The organism is Hungatella sp. SB206 (assembly GCF_051132295.1).
Lineage (GTDB): Bacteria > Bacillota > Clostridia > Lachnospirales > Lachnospiraceae > Hungatella > Hungatella effluvii.
The window spans coordinates 1,177,501-1,197,837 of sequence record NZ_CP096603.1 but is presented as its reverse complement, the minus strand read 5'-3'; the positions used below and the strand labels follow the sequence as shown (position 1 = coordinate 1,197,837).

Annotated in this window: 16 protein-coding genes, 8 tRNA genes, 1 rRNA gene and 1 pseudogene (1 of these 26 only partly in view); 5 read left to right on the top strand and 21 right to left on the bottom strand. The window is 50.0% G+C overall.

Annotated features, from left to right (window positions below; translation table 11 throughout):
* Positions 1–37: 37 nt before the first annotated feature.
* On the bottom strand, positions 38–685 hold the full coding sequence (locus M1L66_RS05305; protein ID WP_002601480.1) for a Crp/Fnr family transcriptional regulator: 648 nt from the start codon (positions 683–685) through the stop codon (positions 38–40).
* A 103-nt stretch (positions 686–788) separates the two neighbouring features.
* On the opposite strand from M1L66_RS05305, the gene M1L66_RS05300 reads away from it, so the two are divergent.
* Entirely contained in the window at positions 789–1,493 is a 705-nt protein-coding gene (locus M1L66_RS05300) for an ATP-binding protein (RefSeq protein ID WP_434691381.1), read from the top strand.
* A 184-nt stretch (positions 1,494–1,677) separates the two neighbouring features.
* Here M1L66_RS05300 and M1L66_RS05295 read toward each other — a convergent pair.
* Positions 1,678–1,751 (bottom strand) — tRNA-Arg (locus M1L66_RS05295).
* Between the two features lie 61 nt (positions 1,752–1,812).
* Positions 1,813–2,826 (bottom strand): MBL fold metallo-hydrolase, encoded by a 1,014-nt coding sequence (locus tag M1L66_RS05290; RefSeq protein WP_434691378.1) that lies wholly within the window; start codon positions 2,824–2,826, stop codon positions 1,813–1,815.
* Between the two features lie 183 nt (positions 2,827–3,009).
* Here M1L66_RS05290 and M1L66_RS05285 point away from each other — a divergent pair, with 183 nt between their 5' ends.
* Positions 3,010–3,897, top strand: a complete 888-nt coding sequence (locus M1L66_RS05285) for a LysR family transcriptional regulator (protein WP_187024189.1) — start codon at positions 3,010–3,012, stop codon at positions 3,895–3,897.
* Positions 3,898–4,027: 130 nt separating this feature from the next.
* Here M1L66_RS05285 and M1L66_RS05280 read toward each other — a convergent pair whose 3' ends face one another.
* From M1L66_RS05280 to M1L66_RS05240, 9 genes are all read right to left on the bottom strand, one after another.
* On the bottom strand, positions 4,028–5,329 hold the full coding sequence (locus tag M1L66_RS05280) for a GntP family permease (protein WP_187024188.1): 1,302 nt from the start codon (positions 5,327–5,329) through the stop codon (positions 4,028–4,030).
* A 17-nt stretch (positions 5,330–5,346) separates the two neighbouring features.
* Entirely contained in the window at positions 5,347–6,660 is a 1,314-nt protein-coding gene (locus M1L66_RS05275) for a hypothetical protein (RefSeq protein ID WP_434691375.1), read from the bottom strand.
* Positions 6,661–6,671: 11 nt separating this feature from the next.
* Positions 6,672–7,229, bottom strand: coding sequence for a hypothetical protein (locus tag M1L66_RS05270; protein WP_187024187.1), 558 nt, complete (start codon positions 7,227–7,229; stop codon positions 6,672–6,674).
* Complete coding sequence (fadK, locus tag M1L66_RS05265; RefSeq protein ID WP_187024186.1) at positions 7,222–8,865, bottom strand: medium-chain fatty-acid--CoA ligase; 1,644 nt, start codon at positions 8,863–8,865, stop codon at positions 7,222–7,224. The genes M1L66_RS05270 and fadK overlap by 8 nt, the downstream gene beginning before the upstream one ends.
* Positions 8,866–8,968: 103 nt before the next feature.
* The gene (locus M1L66_RS05260; RefSeq protein ID WP_434691371.1) at positions 8,969–9,982 is read right to left on the bottom strand and encodes an electron transfer flavoprotein subunit alpha/FixB family protein; all 1,014 of its coding nucleotides are present in this window, start codon (positions 9,980–9,982) and stop codon (positions 8,969–8,971) included.
* Positions 9,983–10,007: 25 nt separating this feature from the next.
* The gene (locus M1L66_RS05255) at positions 10,008–10,796 is read right to left on the bottom strand and encodes an electron transfer flavoprotein subunit beta/FixA family protein (RefSeq protein ID WP_187024184.1); all 789 of its coding nucleotides are present in this window, start codon (positions 10,794–10,796) and stop codon (positions 10,008–10,010) included.
* Between the two features lie 106 nt (positions 10,797–10,902).
* Positions 10,903–12,045: an acyl-CoA dehydrogenase family protein gene (locus M1L66_RS05250; protein WP_434691368.1), complete on the bottom strand. Its 1,143-nt coding sequence runs from the start codon at positions 12,043–12,045 to the stop codon at positions 10,903–10,905.
* Between the two features lie 39 nt (positions 12,046–12,084).
* Positions 12,085–13,311 (bottom strand): CaiB/BaiF CoA transferase family protein, encoded by a 1,227-nt coding sequence (locus M1L66_RS05245; protein WP_187024182.1) that lies wholly within the window; start codon positions 13,309–13,311, stop codon positions 12,085–12,087.
* Between the two features lie 78 nt (positions 13,312–13,389).
* On the bottom strand, positions 13,390–14,574 hold the full coding sequence (locus M1L66_RS05240; RefSeq protein WP_002601501.1) for an acyl-CoA dehydrogenase family protein: 1,185 nt from the start codon (positions 14,572–14,574) through the stop codon (positions 13,390–13,392).
* Between the two features lie 321 nt (positions 14,575–14,895).
* Here M1L66_RS05240 and M1L66_RS05235 point away from each other — a divergent pair, with 321 nt between their 5' ends.
* Entirely contained in the window at positions 14,896–15,294 is a 399-nt protein-coding gene (locus M1L66_RS05235; RefSeq protein ID WP_434691364.1) for a PaaI family thioesterase, read from the top strand.
* Between the two features lie 15 nt (positions 15,295–15,309).
* Here the strand turns inward: M1L66_RS05235 and M1L66_RS05230 are convergent.
* Positions 15,310–15,456: pseudogene (locus M1L66_RS05230) on the bottom strand (DUF6783 domain-containing protein); the annotation flags it as partial.
* Between M1L66_RS05230 and M1L66_RS05225 the strand changes: the two are divergent.
* On the top strand, positions 15,394–15,633 hold the full coding sequence (locus M1L66_RS05225) for a DUF6783 domain-containing protein (protein WP_434694195.1): 240 nt from the start codon (positions 15,394–15,396) through the stop codon (positions 15,631–15,633). The pseudogene M1L66_RS05230 and the gene M1L66_RS05225 sit on opposite strands and share 63 nt — an antisense overlap.
* A 63-nt stretch (positions 15,634–15,696) precedes the next feature.
* Positions 15,697–16,521: a linear amide C-N hydrolase gene (locus M1L66_RS05220; protein ID WP_434691362.1), complete on the top strand. Its 825-nt coding sequence runs from the start codon at positions 15,697–15,699 to the stop codon at positions 16,519–16,521.
* Positions 16,522–16,576: 55 nt separating this feature from the next.
* Here M1L66_RS05220 and M1L66_RS05215 read toward each other — a convergent pair.
* From M1L66_RS05215 to M1L66_RS05180, 8 genes are all read right to left on the bottom strand, one after another.
* Positions 16,577–16,662 (bottom strand) — tRNA-Leu (locus M1L66_RS05215).
* A 22-nt stretch (positions 16,663–16,684) separates the two neighbouring features.
* Positions 16,685–16,757 (bottom strand) — tRNA-Val (locus M1L66_RS05210).
* Positions 16,758–16,830: 73 nt separating this feature from the next.
* Positions 16,831–16,904 (bottom strand) — tRNA-Asp (locus tag M1L66_RS05205).
* Positions 16,905–16,932: 28 nt separating this feature from the next.
* A tRNA-Ile gene (locus tag M1L66_RS05200) sits at positions 16,933–17,006 on the bottom strand.
* A 113-nt stretch (positions 17,007–17,119) separates the two neighbouring features.
* Positions 17,120–17,192 (bottom strand) — tRNA-Thr (locus tag M1L66_RS05195).
* Between the two features lie 37 nt (positions 17,193–17,229).
* Positions 17,230–17,301, bottom strand: a tRNA-Glu gene (locus M1L66_RS05190).
* A 49-nt stretch (positions 17,302–17,350) separates the two neighbouring features.
* Positions 17,351–17,423 (bottom strand) — tRNA-Asn (locus M1L66_RS05185).
* A 114-nt stretch (positions 17,424–17,537) separates the two neighbouring features.
* Positions 17,538–20,337 (bottom strand): 23S ribosomal RNA (locus tag M1L66_RS05180); it runs 91 nt beyond the window's last position.

Genomic DNA, 20,337 nt, shown 5'->3' with positions numbered 1-20,337 from the left:
AAGCAAGCGCTATTTCCCTCTGTTTCGGAGGTTTTGTCTACCGCAGCTCCGCTTTCAGCAGCTGAAACTGATTTTTATGGAAGGATATCTGTCCTTCCTCCTTCAGCCGCCCCAGCTCCTTTGACATGGCGCTCCTGTCCACAGCCAGATAATCGGCCATCTCCTGCCGGTTTAACGGAATAGTAAAGGACTCCCCTCCCGCCTTCTTTGCCTGCTCCGACAAATAGGAAAGAATCTTCTCCCTGGTTGTGCGTTTTCCCATGTGACCGATCTTCTGTGTCAGAGTCATATTCTTTTCCGCCAGGATTTTAAGCATATTGCGGACCAGGCGGTTATGAAACTCACATGCAGACGGACAGACGGTTATGATTCTCTCACAGTTGATGAAGAGCACCTCCGTCTTCTCCGCGGCGGTCACACTGACCGGCAGACACTCCACGCGCGCAAAGGAAAATGCCTCACCGAACAGACCTCCCCGCTCCACATGGGCCAGAATGGTCCGGTTGCCCCAGAAGTCGTCAGAAAACACCAGCACGCTGCCAGACAGAACCATACCTACCTGATCCGCCCGGCCGCCCGCCATTAAGATATACTCTCCCTCATCAAATAAAACTCTTCTTCCGCCAAGACATGGAAGCAGCTGTTCCAGTTCCCCATTTTCAATCCCGTCAAATAATGAAACCATCTCGCTCCGCCATTTCGATTTATTTTAATTTCGTTGCAAAAACAACATACTTTTCGATTTTAGTATAGTATGATACAGCTATCGAGTCAAGGAGGAAAAAAATATGATAAGAAAAATCATTCACATTGATACAGACGCCTGTACCGGCTGCGGACTGTGTGCCGAAGCCTGCCACGAGGGAGCCATTCAGATGATAGATGGAAAAGCAGTTTTAACAAGAGAGGATTACTGTGACGGTTTGGGGGACTGCCTGCCCGCCTGTCCCGCAGGAGCCATCTCCTTTGTAGAGCGTGAAGCGCCCGCCTACGATCACGCCGCTGTACAGAAGGCCAAAAAGGCCCTGGAACACGCCGGCTCCCGAGACAGCCACTGTGCCTGTCCCTCGGCTGCCTCCCGTTCCTTATCCGGCAGCGCCGCCCAGAACCAGGCCGGACCGGAAGACGTTCCAAGCTGCCTGTCACAGTGGCCGGTCCAGATTAAACTGGCGCCCATCCACGCCCCCTATTTCGCCAATGCCGACCTGTTGATCGCAGCGGACTGCACCGCTTTTTCCTATGGTAATTTCCACCACGATTTTATCCGGGACCACATCACTCTGATCGGATGTCCAAAATTAGACAGCACGGATTACTCCGAGAAGCTGACGGAAATCCTGCGTGAAAATGACATCCGCTCCATAACGGTAACCCGTATGGAAGTTCCCTGCTGCGGCGGAATCCAGTTCGCGGTGGAACGGGCAGTAGAAAACAGCGGGAAGAAGATTCCGTGTAAGGTCTTTATCATCGGAATTGATGGGAATTTGCTTTGAGGATGGGTTAAAAAGATGAGAGATACTTCACGCCTGCATATCTATAATACCGTGAAGTATCTCTATTTTTGTGCCCCCTGCGATTGTCCGCACTTATAATCCAATGACTAAAAAACATGCAGCTATCAGCAATAAAAAAGACACCCTCACTCGGATGTCCTTTTCCTTAAACTTTTGCTTTTAATGCGCCGAACATGATTCGAACACGCGGCCTTCTGGTCCGTAGCCAGACGCTCTATCCAGCTGAGCTATCGGCGCATATTGCTTTCGCAACGGTATTAAGTATATCCGATATAACTCGTTTTGTCAACTATTTTTTTTAAAATTGTTTCCAACGCTTCCAGTAAATAATCCCCTCCCGCTCGCATCTCTCCACAAGCCCTTCCCCATACATAAATTCCAGGCAGGAAAATGTCTTCGCCCAGATCTGGGTACAGGAGACGAAATGGCGGTAGTCGGGCGGCCCCTGGCTTCTTCCGTAGGCCCGGACGCCCACATCCCGGGTGGTCATCATCCCTCCGTCCTCTTCCAGTATCCCTTTCATGATTTCACATTTATCCAGATAGCCGAGAATAATCCGGTTGGCTTCTTTTTCCACATCTGCTATAGGCCCATAATGGCACGGCAGAATCCTGCAGTCCGCGTACCGGTGCTTCATATCACCAAGGGACTCCATATAGCATTTTAAAAGTCCCAGATCCTTCTGCTGGCTGCCCACGATCGGCACGATGGTCGTCATGATCTGATCCCCGCAAAACAGGAATCCGTGTCTCTTCTCATGGAGACCGCACTGCCCAAACGTATGGCCCTTTAAAGAAACGACATCGAACTGATACTCCCCATATTCCAGTGTCTGGCCGGGATGAACCGGGATAAAGGGGAAGTCCTGAGCCTTTCCCCGCTCCGCGTAGGCGCGCCCAGTGTATTCCATAACAGCCTGATAGACGTCCGGAGTATCCTTCTTCGTCACGCCCACAATCCGCAGATTCTGTATACGCGACTCCTCATCCGCCAGGTAACAGTGAAGCAGATCCGCCCGCTTCCTGGTCTCCTCCGGATTCATGTACACGCTTGCCCCCAGCTCCTGCAAAGCCGGCACAAGCCCCGTATGGTCCGGATGGTCATGGGTAATAAACACGTCCAATTCCTTATAGGAGACGCCCAGAGTCTCCACCATACCGCGCAGACTCTCCCAGTCCCGTTCAAACCGAAAAGATGTATCCACCATCAGACTGCGCCCAGGCTGCCGGATCAGATAGAGATTGCGCGGACTCATGTGACGGTCAGAATAGGAAATCGTCTCCTGAAACAGATTGTGGTAAATCTCCTGCATATCGTCCCCCCTCCTCTCATCGCTGTTATTTCCCGCTGATAACCTCCATTGTAAAAACTTTCCGGACAAATGTCAAATAAAATTGCCGTCAGCGCCGGAACACCTCCGGAATTATACCGCTGTTTACTGGCTTTTCCATTGTTCATCCTGTATAATAAATATATCGATTTATTGGAGGGGCTTATGAACTTACCACAACTGTACTATTTCCGAAAACTGGCAGAAGTCCAGCACTACACGGAGGCCGCCAAAGCGCTTTACATCACCCAGCCCAGCTTAAGCGATTCCATCGCATCTCTGGAGAAGGAACTGGGGGTATCCCTCTTCCAGAAAAAGGGGCGTAATATTAAGCTCACCAAATACGGGGAAGAATTTTACCAGTACGTCAGCGAATCCCTGAGTATCCTGGAACACGGCATCTCCCTGATCAAGGAGAAATCAGGTCATATCAGCGGCTCCATCGATATCGGATGCATTCCCACCCTGTTAGGAGACTTTTTACCGGAGGCGCTGGATCTTTATCAGGAGAAGAATCCGCTCGCCACGCTCAATATCTACCACGGAATGTCCATCGAAGTGGCGCAGGGCGTTTCCTGCGGTAAATATGACATCGGCTTCTGTTCCATGGTGGACGATATGCCCGACCTGGTCTTCGTCCCCATCACCTATCAGGAGCTGATCGCCATCGTCCAGAACAACCACCCGCTGGCCGGCCGGGAAGCCATGTATCTGTCGGACCTAAAGGATTACAGGCTGACCACCTACCGGGACACGATTCCCATCGGCAAGGTTGTCCGCAAGCTGCTGAAAGAAAAAGGAGTGGAGGCCGTCTATTCCTACGATGACGAAATCTCCATTGCAGGAAGAATTTCCAAGTCCTCAAAAGTGGCCATTGTGGCCGATACCCCCTATTTGAGGCAGTTTAACAATCTTGCCAAAGTCCGGCTTTTGGACGTGCCCAAAGACACCCGTATGATTTACATGGTATACAGCAGTAAAAACTTCATTACCTCAGCTGTGGAAGCATTTGCAAACTTTATGGTTGCCAGTTGCTTAAATATGCCGGACTAGCACAGCCTTGACCCGGCCGCTCTGTGCCCGAATCACAGGAGACTTTCTGCGCCGCCCGAATCACACAAAAGAAACCGCCCTCTGCTGTCTGAAACAGAGGAACGGTTCCTTTTCTCATACTCACAAATTCCTAAAACGTAATGCCAAAGGTGGCCATCAAAGCGATTACCAAACCCGCAACAGCCGCCGGAATCATGGTTCCAAGAATTACATGCTTGTAACTCTCTTTTAAACTGCATCCGCAGATAGACATCGTGAGAATCGCCACAGAAGAGTTAGGCAGCTTATTTAAAATCAGGGCAGACTCTGTCACGATTCTGTGCAGGGCCTGGACATTGACCCCCATATCCACAAACGCCTGGCCAAAGCTCTCCAGGAAAATGGTTTCACCGGAGATTGCAGACCCTGTCAGACCGGTCAAAACCGCGGTCCCGAAATACGCCTTTAAATACACCGGCATATTCATGGATAAAACAGCCTGCTGCAGCGCCTGAAATGCAGGCGACAGGCTGAGAACCTTGGAAAGTCCCATAACCGCAGCCACGGTCAGCATAGAATTCAGTCCGGATCCCGCGCCAGTTTTAGCGGAGGACTTGATGTTTTCAATATGCTTAAACTGGGTTGCCATAATCAGCAGAATCCCTACTGTCAAAGAAAACAGAATACTCGTGGAGGTTCCCCAGCTGGAGGTAGCCACAACGATTCCAAATACCACAATAAACGGAAGTACCGACATTCCGATGCCGGGCAGCTCTTCATCGCTCATTACCTTATTGGAAGAGGTATACATGGCCAGCAGTTCTTCGTTTGTATGCTTCTTATGGCTCTGAGCCTGGGCATAATTGAAATATACAAAGTAACACACAGCCACGATGGCGGTAAACACCAGAGATAAGAACGGTGCCGATCCCAAAGACGTTCCAAGATAACCGCTGGGCAGCACGTTACAGATATCCAGGGTATACATGAATCCATTGGCGGAGGCCCCGCCGCCCAGCAGCATGAACGGAAGCAGCCGGCGGTCCATCTTGTTTTCACGAAGCAGATTGTCTGCGATCGGATACAGTACAAACACCATGATATAACCGTTGATGCCTAAAAGCGTAATAAAAAAGGTACAGATCAGAATAACCAGGCCCACCATCCTGGCTCCCAACTTCTGCGTCAGCCACTTGGCGATTTTTGTGGCCAGCCCGGTTTCCAGCACCAGCTGTCCGAAGATGCCTCCCATCCCCAGGATCAGGAACCAGGAAGTTACGAAACCGCCGGCGCCGCCGGAGAATGTGGTAAGAAGACCGTCGGACAGGCTGAGCTGGCTGCTTAATAATATAATTACCGCCGTAATTACGGTTGCGCAGATCATGTCAATCCCCTTGATGATCATGACTACTAAGAGAGCAATGGCAAAGATAAGACCCATTGTAGCTAACATAAAAATACCTCCATCAATTATTTTTTAGTTCCGGCCTGCACTTTCCTGCCGCTGCCGTACTCTCTGTCCGGCCATCCGATTATCACATTCATCACCGTGGGAAGGATGAGGGTGAATAAATTGATATAGGATGCCGCGGTCAGTCCCTTGGACACCAGCGCCGTAAGCCCCGCCTGGGAAATCACCCAGGTAAGACAGATATAGACAAAGGTAAGGACAGCTCCCCGCCGGTTGCGCTTAGCTTCAGAAACCTTCGGATCTTCCCCGGTCTTTTTCTGATACCAGTTCAGAGCACGGTCGTTAAAGCCCTGTGCATAGTTGATCGCCGTGGAGATTGTTGCAAAAAAGATTGCTATGGTAAGAAGCGTCAGCGAAATCGCTTTGACAGCGCCGCCCGCCCAGCCATTCTGTACCACCAGAATTGTATACACGGCTTTTCCATTTGCCCACCCATCGTAAACCGCACTGTAGTTTCCCGCCAGGTTAATGGCGTTCATCTCCAGGAATACCCAGTTTACAATCACGGACAGGATCACCGCCCTGCGCAGAGTTTTCTTGTTGTTAAACAACTGCGCATGATTGACGTACGCGCCGAATCCAGCCAGATTCTGACCAGAAAAGATATAGGCCCATACAAATGCAATGAAAAGATATTTTAAAAAGCTGCCCGCGCCCGATGCGATTCCTGCCTCCATGCTGCTGCTCATAACAGCCATCTCATTTGCCAGTTTTCCGCTCCCGATATTGAAAATAAGATTTGGAACGTGAACAATAACCAGGGCGATAAAGATAACAGCACTCATGAACACCGCGTTCTTGCGGACCAGCTCCGTGCCTTTCATACAGAGAAGAAACATGATAACTCCCACAATAAATGTGGTCCATATGTACGGAATCCCCGTCAGCTCCTTAAGGGCTGAGCCGGAGGTGGAATAGGCCAGTGCCATACATACGATGAGCAGCCAGTTAAAATTCAGCTCATACACGATCTGCATCGGTTTTGCCAACACGCCTCCCCAGAATCTGGAACCGTATTTTTCAAGGAAATTCCCATAGTCAAAGGTTCTGAAATCCATGGCGAATTTCATGAAAAAATAGATAATAAAGCAGTTGATCGCCGCCACCACAAGAGGCATCAGCAGGCAGAAGTAAGGCTGTGTCACCTCCGGAAGCATACCGTAAAATCCTGTGTTCTGGAAAAAATAAGTCCAGGGTGTGGAGCCTGACGCAAAACCGCCTCCGCACTGTGAGCTGAATGCAATGGATACAAACACCAGCACTGCTCTCCAGTCCACTGCTGTCCCACCACTTCCGACATTTTCGCTTTTCATATGTACCTCCCCTACCTCTCCGTTTCCTTTTCCCGTGTCTGCCAGTGGGCTGTCATTCTGTCCAGCGGCATTTCCAATAGTCCCGTCCCCTCTGAATATGCGTAAACCGTAAATCCCCTCTTACAGCGGAACACGCATTCCAGACAGGGATCTTCATCGCAGTAGCAGAACGCATCCGTGTCTGCCAGTGCAAATACCATGGGGGAACGTTTTTCCTTCATCACGTATTTTAGATAACCGCCCGTGAAGGTCTTCAAATAAATCCACTGCGGTGCGCACTCCTGTTTTTTCGTCTTCCAGGATACCTTTACCGCGTTGTCGTTATAGCCGCCGGTAATCTGGTAACTGAGTTCTAAAAACTCCTTTGCCTCCCCGGCGTCTGTCGGCGACAGGCGCTCTGCTTCCACATTACAGCAGAGAATCTTCTTCTCCTCAAGCGCCTGGCCTCCGGTAACTGGAAATAAGCTGTTACAGCTTCTGCAGCGATAAAATACGACATCCGGACACTGATCCGCGCGTGGTTTTCTGGTATCCCTGCACCTTCTCGGTCCAAATTTCTGCTCAATCATTGCGTTCCGGGCCCTCCATTCTTTTTTCCAGTTCCTCTTTTAACAGATACTTCTTCACCTTTCCACTGCCCGTATGGGGAATACGGTCAATCAGCTCCAGCCTCTCCGGCCAGAACCGTTTCGGAACACCGTTCTGACAGAGCCATCCGGTCACATCCTCCAGCTTCAGATGCTCAAATCCCGGCAGTGGAACGGCAAAGGCGCAGATTCTCTCGCCCAGCCGGTCGTCCGGCATTCCGATCACCGTGTGGTCGCCCATTCCCGGACAGCCCTCCAGCCGGTCATTGATCTCGTTGGAATTCAAATTCTCGCCGCCGCGGACGATCATATCCTTCTTTCTTCCAATAATGCGAATATTACCCGCTTCATCCATGACGCACAGATCACCGCTGTGAAACCATCCGTCATCATCCAGGGCGCTGTCCGTAATCTTCTTATCCTTTAGATATCCCACAAATACATTGGGTCCTCTGGAAAGCTCTTCTCCCGGCACCCCGGGCGGCACATCGTTTCCCTCGTCATCCACGACGCGGATCTGGACGCCTTCTACCGGCCGGCCGGAAGTGGTTCCGTTTAATTCCAGGGCCTCATCGGGCCGTACAAACACGTGGGGGACACTTTCTGTCGAACCGTAGACCTCGCAGAGCAGGATTCCGAAGCTCCACGCCTTCCGTACCATATATCCCGGCACCGGAGCGCCTCCGCAGAGGTATAGCTTCAGAAACGGCAGTTCTCCGCCTCCGTTCTCCAGTTCCCGGAGAATGTCATAGATAAATGGCGTAGCGCCCATGGAGAAGGTACACCGCTCCCGGTTCATCAGATCAATGGCCTCGCGGCAGCGGTACTTCTGCTGAAGCACCACCTTGGCCCCGATCAGCATGGGAGCGATCAGCCCGTGATGGAAGCCCGTTGCATGATTTAACGGCGCAGGCATGAACATGATATCCTCACTGGTCAGCCCCAGCTCTCTGGTAAATACCTCCTCGCTGTAGCGGATATTATTGTGGGTGAGCAGCACTCCCTTCGTCCCGCTGGTCGTCCCGGAGGTGCAGAGAATCAGCGCCAGATCCTCACCTGTCCGTCTGATCTCCTGCTTTTCCGTATCCGCCTGGTCCATAATTTCCGTAAACGCCAATACCCCGTTTCCCTCCGGCTTCTCACCGCCCACGATGACGACACAGGACAGCGATGGAATGCGTTCTCTCACAGCCAGAATCCGGCTCGCATAATCCGTTTTATGAAAAAAGGAGGGGCCGAAGTAAACCTTTGACTCCGTTAAATTCATGCTCCGGATCAGTTCCTTTTCCTCATAGGACATGGCGATGGGATGGGCTACGGCCCCGGTCATAAAGCAGGCGATGGTCACCACCGCGAACTCGCTCCAGATGGGGAGCTGGAATGATACCGCGTCTCCCGGCAAAACACCCTGCTTCCGGAGAAAGGCCGCCACTTTTGACGCAGCCTCATCCATCTGCCGGTAGGTATACCGATTCCCCCTGTCATCCACCACATATTCCCGTTCGGAATACTTCTTCACGGATTCTTTCCAACAGTCCAGCAGCGTGATATCCTTCCAGCAGCCCTCGGAAAGATACTTTTCCCGCTGGATGGCATTGATCTTCATCTCATCAATCATGACCCGTCTCCTATACTTTTTTGCGTGCATCCTGCCGGACCACGCCTGCCATCAGCGCATGTACTGCGGTATGCTCCGAGAAACGCTTCCTCAGCTCTGCTGTCTAGTGCAACACTGTACTAGCCTTTAACTCCTTCACAAGAGCCGGAACAATCTCGAACACGTCGCCTACGATGCCGTAATCCGCCACCTCGAAAATCGGCGCCGTGTCATCCTTATTGATCGCCACAATGGTTCCTGAGCCGCTCATGCCCGCCACATGCTGGACAGCGCCGGATATGGCGCAGGCGAAGTAGATCTTCGGAGTTACCGTGGTTCCCGTCTGCCCTACCTGTTTGGACTGCGGCATCCATCCCGAATCGACCGCTGCCCTGGAGCAGCCGACCGTTCCGCCAAGCACGTCTGCCAGTTCCTTCAATACTTTGAAATTCTCTCCATTCTTCATGCCGCGGCCGCCGGATACGATCACCTCCGCGTCCTGAAGCGGGATATCGTTGTCCTCACATGCCTTAATGAAATCAATCACCTTAGTCCTGATCTCGTTTTCCGGTGTGTGGATCGGTTCCATGATGATCTCCGGCTTGTTGTCCATCACCTTCTCCGGCCTCTTAAATGCTCCCGGTCTGCAGGTTCCCATCTGCGGCCTTGTCTCGCTGCACAGGATCTGTGCGTAAAGATTTCCGCCAAATGCAGGCCGTTCCCAGACCACATTTCCGGTCTCCTCGTCTACGCTAAGGGCCGTACAGTCTGCGGTCAGACCCGTACGCAGGCTGACTGCAATCTTAGAGCCCAAATCCCTGCCGTTTACGGTTGCTCCCACCAGAATCGTATTGGGATCATACTTTTCGCATAGCTTTAAGAATACATTTCCATAAGCATCAGCGGAGTAATTCTCATATTCATCTCCCTTTACCACGTAAATCTTATCCGCGCCGTACTCGCCGGCCTCCTTCACCGCCTCATCCACATCCTTTGCGATGACTACGGCACATAACTTCTGCTTTAAGCCGTCCGCCAGCTTTCGTCCCTGGCCAAGCAGCTCAAGGCCCACGCTTTTAGGCTGACCCTGGAAGCATTCGATAAATACCCATACGTCCTTACATGTATCAAAACTCATCTCTCGCGACCTCCTTTTGCCGTCCTTAAAGTACTTTTGCCTCTGTCAGCCTGTCAATCAGGGTCCCTGCGGTCTCCGCCGGGCTGCTGCCTTCAATGTTCATGCAGTTTGCATTTCTCTTTGGCGTAAAAGTTGCTTTTACCTTAGTGGGGGAACCCTTTAAGCCCATCTTGGTCGTATCAGAACCCGGCAGACTCGCCAGAGTGATCTCTCCAATCTCTGCTCTTAAGGATGTGAGCACGCCCTTGATGGTAGCGTATCTGGGTTTATTGCTCTCCTTTGTCGCGGTACAAAGCACCGGAAGGCTGGCCTCGATAACCTCCACGCCCTCTTCCACCTGGCGTCTGGCGATCACCTTATCGCCCTCGACCTCCATATCGAGTATATACGTCAGCCTGACTGCGCCTAAATGCTCCGCAATACTGGGGGCTGTCTGTCCCGTATCTCCGTCGATGGCCTGTTTGCCGCCCAGGATCACATCGAACCCGCCCAGCATCTGAATCGCCTGAGACAGAATATAACTGGTAGCATACGTATCGGAACCGCCAAAGGCACGGTCGGTAACGAGATACGCCTCATCCGCTCCCATGGCCAGCGCTTCCCGGAGCACTGCCTTCGCCTGAGGCGGTCCCATGGAAATCACGGTCACTTTTCCGCCGCAGCGGTCCTTCAGCTGAAGGCCTGTTTCCAGCGCATTTTTATCAAAAGGGTTCATGATACTCGGCACGCCGGTACGAATCAGCGTATTTTTCACCGGATCAATCTTGATCTCAGTGGTATCCGGAACCTGTTTTATACAAACAACGATATTCATCTTCATTCCTCCTCGTTATGAGCACTTAGCGGCTGTCTTTTAGCCGGTTACGTGCGATACATGTCACTGGCACTTAGCGAGGTCTTTCACGAGCTTAGTGCAGTGACTATTTATATTCCTTATCCAATACGCCTGTAATCGTCATTCTCTGGATCTGGTTCGTTCCCTCAAAGATCTGGAATACCTTGCAGTCTCTCATGAGTTTTTCCACCGGATACTCTTTGCTGTAGCCGTATCCGCCAAAAATCTGAACCGCGTTGGAGGTCACTTCCTGTGCACAGTCGGACACAAATGTTTTACAAATGGAGCCTTCCTTCTGTACCATGATTCCCTGATCCATCATCCGCATGGTGTTATTCACCAGACACCTGGATGCTTCAATCTTAATTGCCATGTCGGCCAGCATCTGCTGTACCATCTGGAATTTAATAATAGGGGTGTTAAACTGTTTTCTTTCCTTTGCATACTTCACGGATTCATCCAGCGCCCGCTGCATGATTCCCACAGCCAGAGTCGCCACAAAGGCTCTGGATAAGTTCAGAGCGTTTAAAGCCAGCTTGAACCCGGAGCCCTCCGGTCCCACCATGGCAGAAGCCTTCACACGGACGTTTTCGAAAATCAAGTCCGTAGTGTTGGAAAGTCTGAGCCCCATCTTGTTCTCATGGGCTCCTACGGTAACGCCTTCTGCATCCGCATCGATGATAAATGCGGACATGCCTCTGTGTCCTGCCGCCGTATCCGTCTTAAAGAATCCCACGAAGACATCGGCCAGAGCACCGTTGGTGATAAATGTCTTGGTTCCGTTTAAAATATATTCGTCCCCGTCCTTTACCGCCGTGGCGCGCATAGCCGCAGGGTCAGAACCGGCATTCGGCTCCGTCAGGGCAAATCCGGCAAATCCGCCGGGGGCAATCTTATCTGCAAAATACTGTCCCTGCTCCTTCGTTCCGGCAAGGATTACATTTCTAAGCGCCACGAACGTGGTTACAAAGGTGATGGCGTAGCCCGCGTCCACCTTTGCCAGCTCCTCAAAAATCATGGCGGTAGTCTCATAGCTTAAACCGGTTCCACCGTATTCCTCCGGGATTTCCAGCATGTGAAGCCCCATATCGAATCCCCATTTAAACAGCTCTCTCGGACACTCCCCTTTCTCGTCCGCGTCCTTTACATGAGGTTTTATTTCATTTTCTGCCATCTCCCTTACAAGAGCAAGCAGCGCTTTCTGTTCTTCGGTGTAAAGTAAGCTCATGTTATTTTCACTTTCCCCTTTCTGGTTGTTCGTTGTTCATTACAGTGGTTTAAGTCCTGTCGCGCCTTCTGCGGCTCCGGAAGCAATGATTTCGCAGATCTGTTCGTCACTGTATCCCAGCTGCTTCATAATCTCCACCGTATGGGCGCCCTGCATGCCTCCGATCACATAGTCCGGTTTGCCCAGAGATGCGAAGCCTACGGGGTTGGTCGGCATGATCTTTCCACCTGACGGATAAGGAATCTTTGTCAGCACATCGTTGGCCCACGCCTGCTCATCCTCATAGATATCCAGCGGCTCATATGCGGCTTCACACGGCATGTCATTTTCCTTTAACATCTTCATTAAGTCTTCTCTGTCAATCTTTGCAATAGCTGCATCCAGCACATCGGTCACGTCTTTATTCAAATGGTTGTTGTTGACATCCGCGCAGTGACGGTACTGCTCTTTCTCCAGCATTTCCGGACAGCCCAGGAGCGTGAACATCTTCTCATAATCGCGGTCGTACTCCGGACAGCAGATGCAGACCCACTTGTTGTCTCTGGTGCGGAATACATTGTTAAATGGATTTGGAACTTCTTTTCTGCTCTTCGGGTACTGGTTTCCGTACTGTGCGGAGATCAGGCCCGTGCTCAGCGCATAGACAGCCGCGTGATGCAGTCCGATGGTGACCTTGTCTCCCTCGCCGGATTTCTCTCTGCGGTACAGAGCCGCACAGATGCCGGACGCCAGAGCCATGGCAACCTGGAAATCTCCAAAACCGTTGGTCGGAATCATGGGAGCATCGCCGCGGTTTACCGTAGTTCCAAACACGCCGCCTCTCGCCATGTAACACGTTACGTCGAAGCCCGCCGTATCCTTTTCCGGTCCCTTTTCCCCGTATCCCAGGACCTGGGCGAAAATCAGCTTCGGAAACTTCTCCTTTAAAGTGTCGTAGTCCAGTCCCAGCTTTAACAGGGATTTCGTTCTCGTATTGGTTACGAATACGTCCGCTTCCTCCAGAAGCTTATAACAAACCTCCAGCCCCTTTTCTGTCTTCAGGTTCAGAGTGATAAATTTCTTATTTAAGTTTGCCACATCAAAGGCCAGGTTCTCGTCGTCGGTAAACGGCATGTTGAACACGGCGCCCTGAGTCCTGGCTGGATCTCCTTTGTGTGATTCGATCTTGATACAGTCGGCTCCCCATTCGCCAAGTACGCGAACCGTGGTAGGGGCCGCCAGATATGTGGTTAAATCCACTACTTTTACGCCTTCTAATGGTTTCATTGTCTTCCCTCCATATATGGAAAAGGGTCGGCAGGTCCGGAGTATGAACCTGATGACCCTTTTGTGTCAGATATCTCTTTAGACCACGTATTCGATATGAGCGCCGTGTTTAATGGTGTTTCTGGAAATTGTAATTCTCTGTACAGTCGGAGCGCCTTCCTCTAACCACATCGCGCGGCAGTCACGGTAAAGACGCTCAACCGGGCCGTACTTGCAGTCTTCAAAGTATCCGACACCGCCGAAGATCTCCAGCATTTCATCGCTGACTCTTCTGGTTGTATCGATGCTGTACAGCTTGCACATAGCAGCTTTTTCTTCAATATATTCGCCGGTTGGATTCTCCATATAGGATTTAGCAAAATCGTAAACCATGCAGCGAAGCGCGTGTACCATCATGGACATATCGGCAATCTTGCAGCGGATCGCCTGACGGGTTCCGATCGGCTTTCCGAAGGTTACACGGTCAGCGGCATACTGTAAGGACAGTTCCAGCATTCTCTGTGCCATACCTAAGTTGCTGGCAGCAATGTGAGCACGGGATACGGATAAGGAGTGCATGGCAATCTCCAGTCCCTGTCCCTCTTTACCTAAGAGGTATTTCTTATCGATGCGGCAGTCTGTGAATTTCAGCTCGCCATGACCGGCTCCGCGGCATCCCATCATATGAGGCATGTTGATCACTTCAAATCCAGGAGCGTCCATTGGAACGAAGAATGCGGACAGTCTGTCGTTCTTATCTGATTCCGGATTGGTTACTGCGATTACATAAGCAAATTCGCAGCAGTCGGTATGGGAAATCAGTGTCTTCTCACCGTTTAATACGTAAGAATCGCCGTCTCTCACTGCGATGGTATGTAAGTCAGCGCCGGTACCGCCTGTCGCCTCTGTCAGTGCGAAACAGGTAAATACTTCCTTGTTCTGGAATTTTGGCATATACTCTGCCTTTACTTCCTCATTGCCGTAATCGTCGAGGATTCTCCAGTTTAAATCCATTGCATAGTGAAGATGCATTCTCATTCCGCCCGGTCCTCTGGAGAATTCCTCCTGAACCTGTAAAATCTCCAGCTCGTTCAAACCGTATCCGCCGTACTCCTCAGGAAGGGAACAGCGATATAAATCGTTCTGGATTGCTAAATCGTAGAACTCCTGAGGAAACTTATTGGTTACTTCCACTTCCTTCTGGATTTCCTCAAGGGGACCCTCTGCCAGCTCACGGATCTGTTTTAAATACGCCTGGAATTCTTCATTGGATAACTTGCTCATTTGATATATCCTCCTTATTTATTCTTGTTAAATATTTTTTTAACAATCTTGATAAATCCATTATAGCCTGTAGTGAAGGAAATATCCAATCGGCCCTGTCCGTGATAATTCCGATAATTGATAGTTAAAACCTATGATTCCTTTTTCCTGTTGTAAATGGATTTTTGCAATGATATAGTATAGCCTGAAGTCACTGCGCTAAGCTCGAAAAGACCTCGCCAAGCGCCAGTGACATGTATCGCACGTAAGCGGCCAAAAGACGTCCGCTATGCCCGATAAAGCGGGGCACGCTGAGTGCTCATAACGAGGAGGTATGCATACATGAGATCAGAGATAATGGACGGCATTCTGAGACATATTCATCCGATCGGAGGCATAGAAAATGCCAGGCTTTTGGAGGTCTCTCCGGGCCACGCGAAACTCTCCATGGAAATTACTCAGGAAGCCTTAAATCTTTACGGAAATGTTCACGGCGGATTTTTATTCTCTCTCTGTGATATGGCGGCAGGAATATCCACTTACGCCTGCGAGACCACCAATGTCACGGAATGCAGCAGCATCAATTTCTTAAGAGGGGTGAATACCGGAACCATCTATATAGAATCCAACGCCATACACAAAGGCCGGAAAACCGTTGTCAATCAGGTAACCGTCACCAACGACGCCGGCAAACTGGTGGCATCCGCAAGCTTTACAATGTTTTTAATCGCACCGGTCTAGGTGAATTTCCCAACTTCATTCAGCACGAAAAATACAGCCAGCCATAACGTAATCCACCCTCTGTCTGCTAGGGTGTGTTTGAAAATTGCTTTCTGTCAGATGTACGTCACATTTTGTGGGAAATTTGTCCCGAATGAGCGCGGCGTAGTGGGCTACGTTAAGCGAATTCGGGGCAAATCTCCCGCGAAATGGGGCGTGCAGATGGCAGAAATGAATTTTCAAACAGGCCCTAGACAAAGACCGGTTCACGTCATGGTTGGCTGCCTTTTAAAGCTCAAGCCTGCGTGGAACATTTTAGAATCAGAAACATGTTGTAGGTTGAACCTTCAATATGCCTGATGATATCATATAGTTAGAAGCCATATAATATCACAAACTTATGTATGAAAAGGAGATTTCAAAATGTGTACAAGTTTTGCAGTATACCATCAAAAAAAGGCTGTTTACGGAATGAATTTCGATACCGATGAAATTGATTTAAAACTAATAGTCAACAGTTATCATGATAAGAACTTATTTTACTTTTCAGCCCTGTTAGAAAACAAATACAGGGATATCGCCGGTATGAACAGTGAGGGGCTTTTTATCTGTACGCAGGCCGTAGAATATGGTCCAGGCTTTCAGTCAGGCTGTGACGAAAATGATTGGTATGCCTTTGATATTCTTGATGAAGTGCTAAAGATAACAAGAAAATCATCAGAATTTTTTGAAATTCTCAATAAAAGAGTAATCTCCTATCCCAGAAATCCATTATTCCCCAATTTAGGACTGCATACTATGATTGCTGATAAAACCGGGGATGCATTTATTCTGGAAGAGGGAAATGATACAAACAGAATAACCCCTGTTTCGGGTGATTTTATTGTCATGACTAATTTTCCAAACGGGAATTTTAAGGAAGCAGATTATAATAGGGTATATGGGATCGGAGCTGACAGATATATTTGTGCTTATGAATATATACAGAATCATATTCATAGCTTTGGAATCAATGAAGCCTTCGAAGCTTTAAACAAGACCAGCCAGAAGAATACGCTCTGTTCAATCGTATATGATCCCTTAGAGAACGAAATTTATATCAGTTTTAAGAAAGATCTGAGCAAACGATGGAAAATCTCTATGATCGAAAAAACAATCCAGTCAACGGATGGATTTTTGAGCAGCAATAAAATCCAACTTACAAACGAAGAGATACTTGTGAATGATCTTATTCGCTTATATAAGTGAGAACCAAAAAAGCTTGAAACTCTCTTAAACAGAGACTTTCAAGCTTTTTTATTAATGCCGGCGACCGGAATCGAACCGGTACGGGCGATTAGGCCCGCAGGATTTTAAGTCCTGTGCGTCTGCCAGTTCCGCCACGCCGGCATATCATGATTTCTCATGAAAATGGGACCTACAGGGCTCGAACCTGTGACCCTCTGCTTGTAAGGCAGATGCTCTCCCAGCTGAGCTAAGATCCCGTTTTTGTAACATGCTGTGAAACGATACAACATATGCTGGTAGTGAATGCTGCATCAAAATGTTTCATGCAAACGACCCGGATGGGATTCGAACCCACGACCTCCGCCGTGACAGGGCGGCGCTCTAACCAGCTGAGCCACCAGGCCAGATTTCAAATATTTAGTTCAGTGTTAGTGGACCTTCGGGGACTCGAACCCAGGACCGACCGGTTATGAGCCGGTTGCTCTAACCAACTGAGCTAAAGGTCCAAACATAAATATAGTATGGTAACACTATGCTCAATGTCGCGTAAAATACACGCTCGTTTCGCAAGTGTGCTTAATTGCTAAGTTTGAAAGAACCTCACTAAACAATTAATGCAAGCCGATGATCGGACTCGAACCGATAACCTGCTGATTACAAATCAGCTGCTCTGCCAATTGAGCCACATCGGCATTCTCATTCCTCCCTGCATATGCCTGGTGGAACAAATGACCCCAACGAGATTCGAACTCGTGTTACCGCCGTGAAAGGGCGATGTCTTAACCGCTTGACCATGGGGCCTTATAAATTCGTATCTGCTGAGTCTGAAATACAAAGAAGTATTTCAAAACTCCCCGAGTAGGACTTGAACCTACGACAGCGCGGTTAACAGCCGCGTGCTCTACCGACTGAGCTATCGAGGATTATTATACCATGAGGTATCCTCTATTTCAAGGCATATACCCTCAAAACCACACATTGTACATATCTTTCATCCGTTCTTATTTCCTCTGCCATTTCTGACAACCTAAACCAACTTGGTTAAGCCCTCGACCTATTAGTGACAGTCAGCTACACATGTTGCCATGCTTCCACCTCTGCCCTATCTACCTCGTCGTCTTCAAGGGGTCTTACTCTTGCGATGGGATATCTCATCTTGAGGGGGGCTTCACGCTTAGATGCCTTCAGCGTTTATCCCTTCCCGACTTGGCTACCCGGCCATGGGTTTGATACCCAACCGGTACACCAGAGGTCAGTCCATCCCGGTCCTCTCGTACTAAGGACAGCTCCTCTCAAATATCCTACGCCCACGCCGGATAGGGACCGAACTGTCTCACGACGTTCTGAACCCAGCTCGCGTACCGCTTTAATGGGCGAACAGCCCAACCCTTGGGACCTACTTCAGCCCCAGGATGCGATGAGCCGACATCGAGGTGCCAAACCACTCCGTCGATGTGAACTCTTGGGAGTGATAAGCCTGTTATCCCCAGGGTAGCTTTTATCCGTTGAGCGATGGCAATCCCACTTTATACCACCGGATCACTAAGTCCTACTTTCGTACCTGCTCGACCCGTCAGTCTCGCAGTCAAGCTCCCTTATGCCTTTGCACTCTTCGAATGGTTTCCGTCCATTCTGAGGGAACCTTTGAGCGCCTCCGATACTCTTTCGGAGGCGACCGCCCCAGTCAAACTCCCCACCTGACATTGTCCCCCGGCCAGGTCATGGCCGCAGGTTAGAAACCCAATATCGCAAGGGTGGTATCCCAACAATGGCTCCGGTAAGACTGGCGTCCTGCCTTCACTGCCTCCCACCTATCCTGTACATGCGACACCGAATCCCAGTATCAAGCTGGAGTAAAGCTCCATGGGGTCTTTCCGTCCTGGCGCAGGTAACCAGCATCTTCACTGGTACTTCAATTTCACCGGGTGCATTGTCGAGACAGCGCTCAAATCATTACGCCTTTCGTGCGGGTCGGAACTTACCCGACAAGGAATTTCGCTACCTTAGGACCGTTATAGTTACGGCCGCCGTTTACTGGGGCTTAAATTCAAAGCTTCGGATTGCTCCTAACCTCTCCTCTTAACCTTCCAGCACCGGGCAGGCGTCAGCCCATATACCTCACCTTTCGGTTTTGCATAGACCTGTGTTTTTGCTAAACAGTTGCTTGAGCCTATTCTCTGCGGCCCACTCTCGTGGGCACCCCTTATCCCGAAGTTACGGGGTCATTTTGCCGAGTTCCTTAACAATGCTTCTCCCGCCGGCCTTAGGATTCTCTCCTCATCCACCTGTGTCGGTTTACGGTACGGGCACGTATTACACAATAGCGGCTTTTCTTGACAGCCCCTATACCAACTTCCCTACTTTTGTTCGGTACGCTTAACGCTTTCCTGTTGTTAAACGGATTTTCCAGTCTAACCAGTCCGGCGCTTGCCCCGGTCTTTTCATTCCCGGGTTTGGCTTCGGTTCTGTGTCCCCACAGTTCTGATAATACGCGGTACAGGAATTTCAACCTGTTGTCCATCGACTACGTCTTTCGACCTCGCCTTAGGCCCCGACTTACCCAGAGCAGATCAGCTTTACTCTGGAAACCTTAGATATTCGGCCTGGAGGATTCCCACCTCCATCTCGCTACTCATTCCGGCATTCTCTCTTCTTAACACTCCACGCCTCCTTACGGTAACGCTTCTCCGCAGTTAAGAATGCTCCTCTACCAATTGACTTACGTCAATTCCTAAGCTTCGGTGTTGTGTTTCAGCCCCGGACATTTTCGGCGCAGGACCTCTCGACTAGTGAGCTATTACGCACTCTTTGAATGTGTGGCTGCTTCTGAGCCAACATCCTAGTTGTCTTTGAAATCCCACATCCTTTTCCACTTAACACACACTTTGGGACCTTAGCTGTAGGTCTGGGCTCTTTCCCTTTTGACTACCCAACTTATCTCGTGCAGTCTGACTCCCGTACATCATTTATGCGGCATTCGGAGTTTGATATCTCTTGGTAAGCTTTGACGCCCCCTTAAGAATTCAGTGCTCTACCTCCGCTAAACTAATACGAGGCTAGCCCTAAAGCTATTTCGAGGAGAACCAGCTATCTCCGGGTTCGATTGGAATTTCTCCCCTACCCACACCTCATCGCCACCCTTTTCAACGGATGTGCGTTCGGTCCTCCATTTCCTTTTACGGAAACTTCAACCTGGACATGGGTAGATCACCCGGTTTCGGGTCTGCCTGAACTGACTTATTCGCCCTATTAAGACTTGGTTTCCCTTCGGCTCCACACCTTCAGTGCTTAACCTTGCCAGTCCCGGCAACTCGCCGGACCGTTCTACAAAAAGTACGCGGTTCCACCTAAAATGTGGTTCCACAGCTTGTAAACACAGGGTTTCAGGTTCTTTTTCACTCCCCTCCCGGGGTCCTTTTCACCTTTCCTTCACAGTACTATGCGCTATCGGTCACTAAGGAGTATTTAGCCTTGGGGGGTGGTCCCCCCGAATTCCCACAAGGTTTCTCGTGTCTCGTGGTACTTTGGAATCTGCTCGCTCTCTTCTGGTTTCACATACGGGGCTTTCACCCTCTGTGGCCGGTCTTTCCAGGGCCGTTCTGTTACCATACGAGTCACTTTTAGCAGTCCATAACCCCGGCATGCACGCACGCCGGTTTAGGCTCCTTCCATTTCGCTCGCCGCTACTTTGGAAATCGAGTTTTCTTTCTTTTCCTCCGCCTACTTAGATGTTTCAGTTCAGCGGGTTCCCAACGTATGGCTATGGATTCACCATACGCCGACTGAGGTTTGCTCAGCCAGGTTTCCCCATTCAGATATCTCCGGATCAAAGGATAT